The 12,414-nt window shown below is 66.5% G+C and carries 13 protein-coding genes; 11 read left to right on the top strand and 2 right to left on the bottom strand.

The annotated features are described in order from the left end of the window. The 9 genes from G3N97_RS30610 to G3N97_RS30570 form a co-directional block, all read left to right on the top strand. Window positions 1-486, top strand: a 486-nt coding sequence (locus tag G3N97_RS30610; RefSeq protein ID WP_205996662.1) for a hypothetical protein, incomplete at its 5' end; no start/stop codon positions are given. 264 nt (window positions 487-750) lie between these two features. Beyond that, complete coding sequence (locus G3N97_RS30605; RefSeq protein WP_241030931.1) at window positions 751-1,362, top strand: hypothetical protein; 612 nt, start codon at window positions 751-753, stop codon at window positions 1,360-1,362. 291 nt (window positions 1,363-1,653) lie between these two features. Beyond that, a complete protein-coding gene (locus G3N97_RS30600; RefSeq protein WP_241030930.1) occupies window positions 1,654-2,889 on the top strand; it encodes an ABC transporter substrate-binding protein in 1,236 nt (411 codons plus the stop codon). Between the two features lie 132 nt (window positions 2,890-3,021). Continuing rightward, window positions 3,022-4,257, top strand: coding sequence for an ABC transporter substrate-binding protein (locus G3N97_RS30595; RefSeq protein WP_205996661.1), 1,236 nt, complete (start codon window positions 3,022-3,024; stop codon window positions 4,255-4,257). A 58-nt stretch (window positions 4,258-4,315) separates the two neighbouring features. Further along, window positions 4,316-5,188: a branched-chain amino acid ABC transporter permease gene (locus tag G3N97_RS30590; RefSeq protein ID WP_183716544.1), complete on the top strand. Its 873-nt coding sequence runs from the start codon at window positions 4,316-4,318 to the stop codon at window positions 5,186-5,188. 13 nt (window positions 5,189-5,201) lie between these two features. Then, window positions 5,202-6,230, top strand: coding sequence for a branched-chain amino acid ABC transporter permease (locus tag G3N97_RS30585; protein ID WP_205996660.1), 1,029 nt, complete (start codon window positions 5,202-5,204; stop codon window positions 6,228-6,230). Then, a complete protein-coding gene (locus tag G3N97_RS30580; RefSeq protein ID WP_065057786.1) occupies window positions 6,217-6,945 on the top strand; it encodes an ABC transporter ATP-binding protein in 729 nt (242 codons plus the stop codon). The genes G3N97_RS30585 and G3N97_RS30580 overlap by 14 nt, the downstream gene beginning before the upstream one ends. After that, window positions 6,938-7,648 (top strand): ABC transporter ATP-binding protein, encoded by a 711-nt coding sequence (locus G3N97_RS30575; RefSeq protein ID WP_346778145.1) that lies wholly within the window; start codon window positions 6,938-6,940, stop codon window positions 7,646-7,648. Before G3N97_RS30580 ends, G3N97_RS30575 begins: the two co-directional genes overlap by 8 nt. Window positions 7,649-7,752: 104 nt before the next feature. Beyond that, on the top strand, window positions 7,753-8,445 hold the full coding sequence (locus G3N97_RS30570; protein ID WP_244145843.1) for a M24 family metallopeptidase: 693 nt from the start codon (window positions 7,753-7,755) through the stop codon (window positions 8,443-8,445). Window positions 8,446-8,504: 59 nt separating this feature from the next. Here G3N97_RS30570 and G3N97_RS30565 read toward each other — a convergent pair whose 3' ends face one another. Further along, complete coding sequence (locus tag G3N97_RS30565; protein ID WP_205996659.1) at window positions 8,505-9,395, bottom strand: hypothetical protein; 891 nt, start codon at window positions 9,393-9,395, stop codon at window positions 8,505-8,507. An 87-nt stretch (window positions 9,396-9,482) separates the two neighbouring features. Then, on the bottom strand, window positions 9,483-10,511 hold the full coding sequence (locus tag G3N97_RS30560; RefSeq protein ID WP_346778144.1) for an AraC family transcriptional regulator: 1,029 nt from the start codon (window positions 10,509-10,511) through the stop codon (window positions 9,483-9,485). A gap of 356 nt (window positions 10,512-10,867) precedes the next feature. On the opposite strand from G3N97_RS30560, the gene G3N97_RS30555 reads away from it, so the two are divergent. Then, the gene (locus G3N97_RS30555) at window positions 10,868-11,182 is read left to right on the top strand and encodes a hypothetical protein (protein ID WP_205996657.1); all 315 of its coding nucleotides are present in this window, start codon (window positions 10,868-10,870) and stop codon (window positions 11,180-11,182) included. 370 nt (window positions 11,183-11,552) lie between these two features. Beyond that, window positions 11,553-12,414: 2-keto-3-deoxygluconate permease (locus G3N97_RS30550; RefSeq protein WP_241030929.1), on the top strand; the 862-nt coding region annotated here is incomplete at its 3' end.

Below are 12,414 nucleotides of genomic sequence, written 5' to 3'. Positions count from 1 at the left end.
CAGCGCGCCGCATCGAAGCTGCCCGACGAGTGGCCGGGGCGCGTCATGAGCGGCCCTGGCCCGCGCCGGCTTCGTGTCCCGCGCGGTGTACGTTCGCGCTGCGGCCCGGCAGCGGCGCATCGTGCGCAATCATCATGTGTCGTCCTCCTGAAGTCTTTGTCTCGCGCCACGCGAGCGAGCGCGGGCTGCGCAGAGCGGTTTCGCGCCGATGGCGAAGACGCGCTCGAAATCCGCTCTGATTCTAGAAGCGCCTCCCAGGTGAGGCAACCCGAAAAAAACCCGACATTAGGGCGTTTATTCGCGCGAGTATTTTTTTACGTCTTTTTTTCGGGCCTCGCCGCGTTGATTCGAAACGGGAAATCGCCCGCCTGCCGGGGCTTGCCGCTGAGGCTTGGGGGTATACGCCAGGCCGCGCGCGTGACCGTATCGCGCGCCTCGCCGCGTTGTTCCGATTGGCGAATCAATGCATTGCCGGAACAGCAATGACGGCGCGCGTCGGGTCGACGGAGCGCGAAGGCCTGCCGCGATTGCGTCGATCATCCCGGCAAACGCAGCGCCCGCGCCGCTGTCACGGAATAAAGGTTGCGTATGCAAGTATTGAGCGGCGAGCAGGCCGCGCGCGGATGCCGGCGAGGCGTTTCACCGGTGGTGTTCGGTCCCCGAGTTGCGTCCTGAGCGTAACCCGGCCGCACCCGCTTCGACACAATCCGGTGTTACCCTGCTGGGCTTCACGCATCGAGAGGCCGTCCGTTGAAACGTATTACCGTTCTGTCGCTGCTGGTTTCGGCCAGTCTGTTGCACGCCGCCGCGTGGGCGCAGGAGTCGTCCGGGAGCGCCGCGCCGCCGCTGCCCGACGAGATCGCGCGCCAGTTGCCCAAGGGCGACGTGGTCATCACCTATGCGGCCGGACAGCTCACCGATTCGCCGCGCACCGATTATCTCGTCGCCGTGCACGGCGCGGGCGACACGCGCGAGCAGCCGACGCCGCGTCCGCTGCTGATCTTCGTCCAGAAGCCCGACGGCCATTACCGGCTGGCGGCGCGCAACGACCTCGTGGTCATGCGCGCCGACGACGGCGGCCAGTGCGATCCCTTCAACGACAGCGCCGACGGCCTCGTCATCAAGAACCGCTACTTCACGGTGCAGAACGAAGTGGCGTGCGGCGCGCACTGGACCGACTACATCACGTTCCGCTTCGATCCGAAACGTCAGGACTGGGTCTTTCACAAGGAGATCTCGCAGGCCTGGCGTCTGAACGACAAGCCCGACGGCGACGCGCTGATCGCCGATCCCGCCACCGTGACCGACGCCGATTCGAAGCGGCCCGTCACGTTCTCGGAGTGGCGTCCGCGCGAGCCTTGAGCGCGCGGGTTTTCCCGTAGCGCCACGATCTCCCGCCGTCCCCGCGTTCCATAGGGACAAATGCCGACTTCCACCGCGCCGAACGCCGACTTCTCCGAAAACAAATTGTTAGGTTTCCGGCGCTCGCCCACACTGGCACCTGCCCGATAAGTCCGATCGATCCGCCACGGCGCTCACGCGCTGGTTGGCGATCGATCGCGATCCATTGATTCGTCATGCGAATCATTGTGAACGGCGAACAGCGGCGTACAAGAAAGACCTCGTAAAAAGCCTGAAGGCCACGGAGGAGACATGACTCGCATCACCACGCGGATGGGGCGTGCATCGCGCACGTCCCGCGCAGCACGACGTCCCGACGCTCGCACGCTGGGCTGGGCGCTCGCATTGACGTTAAGCGGCGCGTTCGCGCCCGCCATGGCGCATGCGGCCGAATGGAAAGTCGGCGTCGAACTGCCGCTCACCGGCCCGCTCGCGCAAGCCGGCACGGAGATGTATCGCGGCATTCAGGTGGCCGCTGACCTGTACAACCGCCGTCATCCGCAAGACAAGATCACGCTGGTGACCGTGGACGACGAATCGAATCCCGCCAAGGCCGTCGCCGCCGTCGAGCAGCTCGCCTCGCAGCACGTGGTGGCGATCGCGGGCGCGGCCAATTCGAATTGCGCGGGCCCGGCCTCGGAAGCGGCGAGCAAGGCGGGCATCGTCTACATGACGTCGGGCGGCACCAGCGACGACATGGTGTCTCGCGGCCTCAAGAACTTCTTTCGCGTGAGCAACACGCCCGGCTATACGCGCGGCATGACGGGCCTGTTCGACTCGCTCGGCGTGAAGTCGGTGGCCATTCTGTATTCGACGAAGGACGCCACCAGCGACCTCGCGCGCCAGCTCGACGCCGCGCTCAAGGCCAAGGGCGTGAAGACGTATCTGCACGCCTACGATCCGTCGATCAGCGACTTCAAGCCGCTCGTCAACAAGGTCAAGCTGCAGGACAAGCCCGACGCGCTCGCGATGCTCGGCTACGAGAACGACTACGTGGGCATTCTGCGCGCCGCGCGCGTGCTCAAGCCCGACCTCAAGGCAATTGCCGCGCCGTGGGCGTTCGCGAGCCCGAAGATGGCGCAGTCCTTCCCCGACCTCGTGCCCAACGTGTATGGCGCGACGGTGCTGGCGTCGCCGGCCGATTATCGCTCGGCGGATCAGCGTGACTTCTCCGAGACGTATCAGCGTCTCTTCAAGACCGTGTCGAACTATCAGTCGCAGACTTCGTTCGTCTACGCGCAGGTGCTGTTCGACGCCATCGCGCAGGCGCAGAAGGCCGGGACGCTCGACAAGGGCGGTCTCGCCGATACGCTGCGCGCCACGCAGCGCGACGACACCTTCCTCGGCAAGGTGAGTTTCGATGCGCGCGGCGACAATCCGCACTACGTCGCGCATATGGGTCAGTTCGCGCGCGACGGCAAGCTCGCACTGGTCTGGCCGCAGCAGGTGGCCACTGCAAAACCCGCGTATCCGGGCGTGCCGTGGTGAGCGGTCTGCAAGCGAAATAAGAACAATACGGTATCCGAAGTAAATAAAAAAGCGCGCACAACGACGCGCAACGAAACGACGCGCCCGCGGCCAGGGCGCGCATGAAACCATAAAAGCCGGTTTGGAGGCACGATGGATCGCAGCACTGCACATAACGCTTCTCGCCAGCGGCGCGCCGGGTCGCGCGCCGCGATCCGTTATTTCGTCAACCTGAGCGTGAGCGCGCTCGCGCTGCTGGGCGCGACGCCCGCGGCGTTCGCGGAAGTCCTGCCGGTGGGCGTCGAATTGCCGCTCACCGGCTCGATGGCGCGCGCGGGCGCGGCGCAGCTCGAAGGCATCAAGGTGGCCGCCGACCTGTTCAACAACGGCAAGTTCGGCGGCACCGGCAAGCACACGGTCGCGCTCACCGTGATCGACGACGAGGCGCAACCGGCCAAGGCCGTCTCCGCCGTCGAGAAGCTCGCCTCGCAAGGCGTGCTCGCGATCACGGGCGGCTACGGCTCGAATTCGGTCAGCCCCGCCTCGGAGGCCGCCGACAAGGCCGGTCTCGTCTACATCACCTCGGGCGCGGTGGACAGCAGCATCACCTCGCGCGGACTCAAGCGCTTCTTCCGCGTCGGGCCCGCATCGGGCTATTCGAAGGCGATGCTCGGCCAGCTCGACGCGATGGGCGCGAAGTCGGTCTCCATCGTCGCGTCGACGAGACAGGCGACCGCCGACGTGAGCGGCGACATTGCCAACAAGCTGCGCGCGCAGGGCGTGAAAGTGACGGTGCACATGTTCGAGCCGTCGATGACCGACTTCAAGCCGGTCGTCAACAAGATCCGCCTGCAGGACAAGCCCGACGTGATGTTGATGATCGGCTACGAGAACGATTACATCGGCATCCTGCGCGCGGCCAAAGTGCTCAAGCCGCAACTGAAGGCGGTGATGGGCGCGTGGTCGCTCGCCACGCCGAAGATGGCCAGCGAGTTTCCGGACCTCGTCAACAACGTGATCGGTTGCGCGATGCTGCCGCATCCGGCGCAGTTCGGCACGGCCGAGGGCAAGGCTTTCGTCGACGCCTACGTCGCCGCGTACAAGAAAGAGCCCGATTACGTGGCCGAATTCGCCTTCGTGCAGTCGGTGCTGCTGTTCAACGCGATGGCGCGCGCCGCCGACGCGGGCACGCTCAAGAAGGACGGCATCGCCGCCGAACTGCGCGCGAAGCCGCAGGACACGCTGATCGGCAAGGTCAGCTTCGCGGCCAACGGCGACAACCCGTCGTTCCTCAACAACATGGCGCAGATTCAGGGCGATCGCATCGTGCTCGTGTGGCCGAAGGAACGCGCGACCGGCAAGCTCAACTTCCCGGCGCTGCCGTGGTGATCGCGCGCTTCGCGCTTCGTGCGCTGTTTTCGACGCTGTTATCGATAGGGAGATCGCGATGAGCGAACTCGTGTTGCAGTCGCTGTATTCGGGCGTGCTGGTGGGCGGCGCGTATGCGCTCGTCGCGCTCGGCCTCGCGCTGGTGTTCGGCTCGATGCGCATCATCAATCTCGCGCACGGCGAACTCGTGCTGCTGGCCGCGTATATCGCCTACACGTTCGAAACGCGGCTGGGCATCAATCCGGTGTTCGCGATTCCCGTGGCGATTCCGGTCGTGTGCGCCGCGGCCGCGCTCGCGTGGTATCTGGTCAGCCGCATCAAGCGCGACCGCGAGCTGAATTCGCTGATCCTCACCTACGGCATCGGCATCGTGCTGACGAACGCCGTGCTGCTCGGCTGGGGCGCCGACGTGCGCTCGACCAACGACGCCTGGCTGCAGGACAGCGTGATGCTCGGCAATCTGCTGTCGATGCGCAGCGAAGTGATGTCGTTCGGCATCAGCGTGCTGCTGATGCTCGCGCTCTGGTGGTGGCTGACGCGCTCGTGGTACGGGCGCGCGGTGCGGGCGATTTCGAGCAATCGCGACGCGGCGCGCCTGATGGGTATCGATCCGCGCAAGGTGGAACTGGTGTCGTTCGTGGTCGCGGGCGTGCTGGCGTCGTGCGCGGGCGTGTCGATCTACGCGTCGAGCGCGGTGCAACCCGCGATCGGCGAGGCGCTGACGGTCAAGGCCTTCATCATCACCGTGCTGGCGGGCGTAGGGTCGATTCCGGGCGTGCTCGCGGGCGCGCTGCTGCTCGGCGTGGCCGAGGCGCTCACGGTCACGCTCGCGAGTTCGGCGCTGCAGGAACTGGCCGGCATGTTGCTGTTCCTGATCGTGCTGTACGTGCTGCCCAACGGCCTGTTCGGCGTGGCGAAAAGACGAGGATGACGGGGAAATCTCGATGAACACCACCACCACTCATACGCCCGCCGCCGCGACGAGCGCCGCCGCGCGCGCGAAGCCGGTCTGGTCCGCGCAACGCATCGTCGGGCTCGTTGTCACGCTCGTCGTGCTTTACGCGGCCGTGCCGCTCGCGCTCGGGCAGAACCTCTATCTGATGAGTCTCGCAGTCGCTTCGCTGACGATCGCGGGCATTGCGCTTGCCTGGGCGCTGCTCGGCAATCTCGGCGGCATGGTCAGCTTCGGGCACAGCGCGTTCTTCGGCGTGGGCTCGTATATCTCCGCGCTGCTCACGCTCAAGGCGGGCTGGCCCGTGTTTCCCGCGATGCTCGCGGGCGGCGTGGGCGCAAGCGTCGCCTCGCTCGCGATGGCGCCCGCGCTGCGTCTGAAAGGCCCGTATTTCGCGCTGGCGATTCTCGCGTATGCGCAGATCTTCCGCATCGTCGCGACGGAATGGTCGGGATTGACCGGCGGCGCGAGCGGCCTGTCCAGCATTCCGGCGCTGCCGAAGCTGCTCGGCCTGGACTTCGGCAGCAAGAGCGGCGGCTATGTCGTGATCCTCACGCTCGTGCTCGCCTTCGCGCTGCTCTATGCGAAGCTGCGCGGCTCGAACGTAGGGCTCGCGCTGCGCGCGATGCACGAATCGGAGGACGCCACGCGCGTCGTGGGCGTCAACAGCGTGATTCTCAAGCTCGCGATGCTGATGCTCTCCGCGCTCATGACGGGTCTGGTCGGCGCCTTCAACGCACACTACATCAACTTTCTGGAGCCCGATTACGCGTTCAACGCGAGCTGGGCCGTGGTGCCGATCATCGCGGCGATCTGCGGCGGCTATCGCACGATACTCGGGCCGCTGGTCGGCGCGGTATCGGTCTATCTGATCGATCAGCTCGTGCTCAAGAGCCTGCTGCCGACGGGGCATCAGATCGTGCTCGGCATGCTGCTGGTGGCGATGATCATCGTGAGTCCCGCGGGGCTGACCGCGCTGCGCTTCAAACGTACCGGGCGAGGTGTCCATGCAGCAGGCTGAACTGGAACTCAAGGACGTGTCGATCCGCTTCGGCGGACTCACGGCGGTGAGCGGCGTCTCGCTCACGCTCGGCACGCACGACGTGGTGGGCCTCGTCGGGCCGAACGGCGCGGGCAAGACCACGCTGTTCAACGCGATCTCGGGACTCGTGCGGCCGACGAGCGGCGCGATCCGCTTCGAGGGCGTCGACCTGCTCAAGACGCCGCTGTACCGGCGCGCGCGCCTCGGCATCGGGCGCACGTTCCAGGTGCCGCAGCCGCTGCACGAATTGACGGTGCGCGAGAACCTGATCGTCGCGCAACGCTTCGGCGCGGGGCGCGTGGACGAGGCGCGCATCGACGAGATTCTCGACTTCATGGGGCTCGCGGGCAAGGCGCAGCGCGACGCGGCCACCGAACTCGCGCTCACCGAACTGAAGGCGCTCGAAGTGGCGAAAGCGCTGGCGACCGGCCCGAAACTGCTGCTGCTCGACGAAGTGCTTGGCGGCCTGGAGACGGCCACCAAACGCCGCTTCATGAAGACGCTGCTCGACGTGCACGAGCGTTATCGCGTAGGGATCCTGATTATCGAGCACGATATCGAAACGGTGATGAACCTGTGCCGCCGCGTGGCGGTGCTCAATTTCGGCAAGCTGATCGCGGATGGTCCGCCCGCCGACGTGTTCCGCGATCCGGAAGTTGTGCGCAGTTATACGGGGGAGGCCGCTCATGCCTGAGATGCTCGAGATTCGCCACGCGCGCGCGGGTTACGGCGCGATCAACGTGCTCTGGGACGTCTCGCTCGCGGTGGCGAAGGGCGAGGTGACGACGATCGTCGGGCCGAACGGTGCGGGCAAAACCACGCTGCTGCGCGCGATCATGGGCCTCGTGCCGCTCGCGCACGGCGAGATCGCGTTCGACGGCGCGCCGCTCGCCGGCGTGCCGACGTGGGACATGGCGCAGCGCGGCATTGCGATGGTGCCGGAAGGGCGCATGATTTTCCGCGACATGTCGATCGAAGAAAACCTCATGCTCGGCGCGTTCGCGAAGTCGCGGCGCGCGGGCGCGGCGCGGCAGCTCGAAGAAGTCTACGGGCTCTTTCCGCTGCTCAAGGAGCGCCGCGCGCTGCCCGCCGGCACCTTGTCGGGCGGCCAGGCGCAGATGCTTGCGCTGGGGCGCGGGTTGATGTCGTCGCCGCAACTGATGCTGATCGACGAGCCGTCGCTGGGCCTCGCGCCCGTGATGGTGCAGGAAGTGTTCGCGATTCTCGAACGGCTCAAGGCGGCGGGGCGCACCATCGTGCTCGTCGAGCAGAACACGCACATGGCGCTGCGGCTCGCCGATCAGGTCTATCTGATGCAGGGCGGCAAGGTGACGTTCGAAGCGCGTGCGCAGGACGTGAACGTCGACGAACTGCACGACATGTACTTCGCGCGCTGACTTCCGGGCGTCGCCCGCTGCCTGCCGCGAGGCCGCGCATCTCATGGACATGCGCGGTCTCGCGCGATATATTCAAAAAGATATATCGAAGCGGAGAGACCACGGTGAGCACGACAACAAGTCCCCAGACAGCACAGGCAACCCAAGCGGCGAAGGAAGCGGTAGGCAGCAAGTATGTGAAGGAACAGATGCAGACGGCGCGCGAACGCACCTGGCAGGTGATCGAGCGCGTGGCGCCGCGCGTCGTGCCGGGCATGCGCGAGTCGGAAGCGGCGGCGCTGTGCAAGGCGGAGATGGAAGCGCTCGGCATGGATCGCATCTGGCATCCGACGATCGTGCGTTTCGGCGAGAACACGCTGCGCATGTTCAAGGAGCGCTCGGTCGGCGATCCGGTGCTGCAGGCCAACGACATCTTCTTTCTCGATCTCGGCGTGGTCTGGGGCGCGCACGAGGGCGATGCGGGCGCGACTTTCGTCGTCGGCGACGATGCGGAAATGCAGGCCTGCGCCGCCGCCGCGAAAACACTCTTCGACGACGTCGAGCAGCACTGGCGCAAAACGGGCGCGGCGGGCACGGCGCTCTATGCCTACGCCGACGAGCGCGCGCAAGCGCTGGGCTGGCGTCTGAATCTCGACATCAAGGGCCATCGCGTCTCGGACTTTCCGCATGCGATCTATCGCGCGGGCGATCTCGGCGATTTCGACGCGTGCCCTAACGCCGGCTTGTGGATTCTCGAAATCCAGATTGCGCATCCGACGAAGCCGTTCGGCGCGTTCTACGAGGATCTGTTGTATTGAACGTTGATGTTGGAATCGATAGCGCGGCCCGGTGAGGCCGCGCTTTTCACTTCTCGATCTCAGGGCGTTGCGGCGGCTTCGCTGGCCGCGACCCAGCCCATTACGGCGGCCGTGCGTGGATTCCCGCGTGGATTCCGATACCGCACCTTGAGCCAACTGCCGTCGTCGCTGACGTCGAGCACATCGAGCGCGTCGCCGGCCACCACGTAGCGTTTCGTCGGCGTCGCCTGCGCGGTTTCGTGCAGCGGCAGACGCGCGACCTTTACCTTCATCGTCACCTTGCCGCCGCCATAGGCTTGCGCCTCGCGCGCGACGACGCGGCCCGTTTCGTCATAGGTCAGCAGGATCGAGTCGGGCCCGCTGTCTTCGGGCAAGCCGAACAGCGCGTTGACTTCGTCGGGCAGGGGCGCGTCCGCCTGGTATAGATAGAGACGGCCATCGGCGCGATAGCGCCAGGCGTCGGTGTACCACATCGGTCCGCCGCGGCACGAGCTGTTCAGCACGCGCGCTTTCGGATCCGGCGACAGGTTCCAGAGGCCGTCGCAATTGCCGTTCGGGCCTTTTTCCGATGCCATGCGCAGCGGCTCGAAGCGTCGCTGGGCGGCGTCGTAGAGAAAGATCTGGTACTCGCGGTTCACCTGGCCGAGCGTCGCCGCGAAGGACAGATCGCGATGGCCGTCGAAATTGTAGTCGGCGCTTTCGATGCCGAACTTGCCTTCCTCGTCGGCCACTTTCACTTCGAGCGTTTGCGTCGTGCCGTCGGGCAGGATCCGCACGCGCACGTGCGTGCCGTCGACGCGCGTGATCTGCGCGCGCGTGGCGTCGTCGATCTTGATGGTCGTGCTGGCCGGTGTGGCGGAAGCTGCATGCGCCGCGCCGCCGAATGCGCAGGCAGTAGCGAGCGCCAGCGCGAGGCGGCCCGCGCGGGCGAGTCGTGTCGAATCGGTCATGAAAGGGTTCGCGAGAGTCGGGAGCGCGACGATTGTAATGGCGCCCCGCGCGAATACGCGCGCGGGCGCGACATCGCTACATGACGCTCACGCCGTCGCGCGCCGCAGCTCCAGCGCCCGCGCGCGCATGTCGAGCGGGCTCATGCCGAAGGCGCGCCGGAACGCGCGCGTGAAATCGGACGCGCTGTTGAAGCCCAGCCCGTACGCGATCTCGGTGACGAGCAGATGCGGGAAGCGCACCAGTTCGTCGGCGGCCTCGCGCAGCCGTCGATGGCGGATATACGCACCCAGCCCGCCTTCCTGCTCGAACCAGCGATAGATCGTGGCGCGTTTGAGCTGCAGCGCCGCGACCACGGTGCTGGGCGTGAGATCGGCCTGATGCAGGTTCGCATCGACGTAACGGCGCACCTGGTTCATCACGGCGGCCTGCGCGGCGGCGCGCCCGCGCTCGCCGAGGCGCGCCTCGCCGCGATACGCGGCCAGCAGCAGCTGCGCGGCAAGCTGCATCGCTTCGGCGGCCTGGGCGGCGTCGAGTCGCGGCAGGGTGTCGGCCAGCGAGAGCGCGTGCGCGAGGCTCAGTTGCGCGAGCGGCGTGTGCGGCGCGAGGCCCTGACCGTGGATCGACTCGGCGTAGGGCAGGTTGGCGTCGACGGTTTCCTGCGGCACGAACACGCTCAGCACGCGGCAGGCGGGCCGCTCGACGCGGAACGGCTGGTTCATGTCGACGGCCATGATGCGCGTGGGCGTTTCGTCGGCGCTGCGTTTGCGGCGCATGCCCGTGGTGAGGCCCGAGTCGCCCTGCGCGTAGAGATGGAACGCGAAGTCGCGTCGCCGGTCGGTCGAGACGCGCGCGACCGGACGCTCCAGTACCAGCGCGTCGGTCGTGCAATCGGTGAACGAGAAACCGCCCGACGCGTAGCGGTCGATCTGGCCGCGAAAGCCGCCTTCGATCTGGTCGCGCGACGGCACCACGTCCACCACATGCCCGACACGCTCGCGCCACGCGATCAGCTGCTCGCCGCGCGCATGCGCGTGCGTGCTGAACCGGCTCGTCGCGAGGACGGCGCCGTTGGCGGATTCGCGGGCGAGTTCGCCCGGGGCGGGAGGTGCGTTCACGGCGTGGTGGCGGTCGATCCGATAGCGGTTGGGTGTCGATTCGGTGTCGATCCCGGTCAACGAATGCTGTTGAGACGGACGGTCAAGCCTACCAAACATTACCAGGTATTGTCGTACGACAAATAGCCGGTTTCGCACGGTGTTCGGGCAATGGCGTCCGGCCGGGCGGGAGCAACGCGGCGTCGAAACGGCGGGCCCGGGGAAGTCGGCCTGCCGCGGCGCTTTGCAGCGAAGCCGGGACGCAGGACAGAAACGATCAGAGGCCTTCGATGAGCACGAGTGAGACCCGCCGAAAACCGCCGCAGCCGTCGGCTGGTGCGGCAAAAATTTCAACTAGCGAGCCGGCAACGACGCCGGTGAAAACCGGCGGCCTGCTGCCCGCGCGGCTCGCCGATGCGCAACTCGATCACGTCGAGCGCATGGTGCAGTTTCTCAGCTTCGCGGCGGTGGCCAATGCGACGCGCGGCATCGACCGCGAATACTGCCGCAAGCGGTTGCAGACGCTGGAGCAGACGCACGATCTCGTCGCCAGCCAGCGGCTGCGCATCGCCAAGCTGCTGCAACTGCTGGAGCGCGCCGGCGCGGCGACGCTCGACCCCACGCCGCGCAGCCGCCCGGACGCCGATCCGGCCGCGCGCTTCGTCGCGTCGCGCGGAGAATTCGCGGCCTGATTCCGTCAGCACGCGGATAGCGTCCGCGCACGCCGCACCAAGCCGTTCCCCATCGCCTCACGCCGATCACACCGCTCACGCCGATCGACCCCTTCGCGCGTGACGCCCGCAGCAACGCCGCTCCCTTCGTTTTATCCTGCATGCCGCAACACGCGGCCGGGCGCGCTCGCGCGTGCGCGTCGCGCGGTCTATCGTCCCCAATTTGATCGTTTCAATCATTTGTTTGATCGAATTGCGCAAATCGGGGCGCGCGTTTACACTCCGCCATGATCGTTTCAATCAAAAAAGTGAGCAAACCGATCAAAACGCTCAATCCGGGCGCGTCGTCCCGGGGCATGCGCCGATCGGATCATCATTGAGGAGACTCCCCATGGCTCAGATTCCCATCAAGCGTTCGATCGAGCGCGTTCCCGGCGGCATGATGATCGTGCCGCTGCTGCTTGGTTCGCTCGTCGCGACCTTCGCGCCCGGTCTGCCGAAGTTCTTCGGCTCGTTCACGAACGCGCTGTTCACCGGCTCGCTGCCGATCCTTGCCGTGTTCTACGTGTGCATGGGCGCGAGCATCGACGTGAAGGCCACGCCCTATCTGCTCAAGAAGGGCGGCGCGCTGTTCGCGACCAAGGTGGGCGCGGCGATTCTGGTCGGCATCGTGATGGGGCATCTGCTTGGCGAGGCGCCGATCGCCTCGGGTCTGTTCGCGGGTCTCTCGACGCTGGCCGTGATCGCCGCGATGAACGACACCAACGGCGGCCTCTACATGGCGCTGATGGGCCAGTATGGCCGCTCGGAAGACGTGGGCGCGTACACGATCATGTCGCTCGAATCGGGCCCGTTCCTCACGATGGTCACGCTCGGCGTGGCGGGCCTGTCGGCGTTTCCGTGGCAGACGCTGGTCGGCAGCATCCTGCCGCTGTGCGCGGGCATGCTGCTCGGCAATCTCGACCGCGAAATGCGCGCCTTCCTCGCGCGCGCCGTGCCGGTGATGATTCCGTTCTTCGCGCTGGCGCTCGGCGCAGGCCTCGATCTGCACAAGGTCTGGCAGGCGGGCCTGCTGGGCATCGGGCTTGGCATCGGCGTCGTGGTCGTGACCGGTATTCCGCTTTATTTCGCCGATCGCGCGACCGGCGGCACGGGCGTGGCCGGCGTGGCGGGATGCGTGCTCGGCGCGAGCGCGATGAGCGCGGCGTTCGCGAGTTTTCTGCTGGTGCCCGCGCAAAACGTTGTCGAACGCG

It is taken from the genome of Paraburkholderia sp. Ac-20347, from assembly GCF_017104805.1.
Taxonomy (GTDB): Bacteria; Pseudomonadota; Gammaproteobacteria; order Burkholderiales; family Burkholderiaceae; genus Paraburkholderia; species Paraburkholderia tropica.
Note: the sequence above shows the minus strand (reverse complement) of the source record. Positions and strands in the feature narration are given on the sequence as shown.

Coding starts and splice junctions, on each gene's coding strand:
- G3N97_RS30600 (WP_241030930.1), top strand. CDS start 1,654: ATGACTCGCATCACCACGCGGATGGGGCGTGCATCGCGCACGTCCCGC.
- G3N97_RS30595 (WP_205996661.1), top strand. CDS start 3,022: ATGGATCGCAGCACTGCACATAACGCTTCTCGCCAGCGGCGCGCCGGG.
- G3N97_RS30590 (WP_183716544.1), top strand. CDS start 4,316: ATGAGCGAACTCGTGTTGCAGTCGCTGTATTCGGGCGTGCTGGTGGGC.
- G3N97_RS30585 (WP_205996660.1), top strand. CDS start 5,202: ATGAACACCACCACCACTCATACGCCCGCCGCCGCGACGAGCGCCGCC.
- G3N97_RS30580 (WP_065057786.1), top strand. CDS start 6,217: ATGCAGCAGGCTGAACTGGAACTCAAGGACGTGTCGATCCGCTTCGGC.
- G3N97_RS30575 (WP_346778145.1), top strand. CDS start 6,938: ATGCCTGAGATGCTCGAGATTCGCCACGCGCGCGCGGGTTACGGCGCG.
- G3N97_RS30565 (WP_205996659.1), bottom strand. CDS start 9,395: ATGACCGATTCGACACGACTCGCCCGCGCGGGCCGCCTCGCGCTGGCG.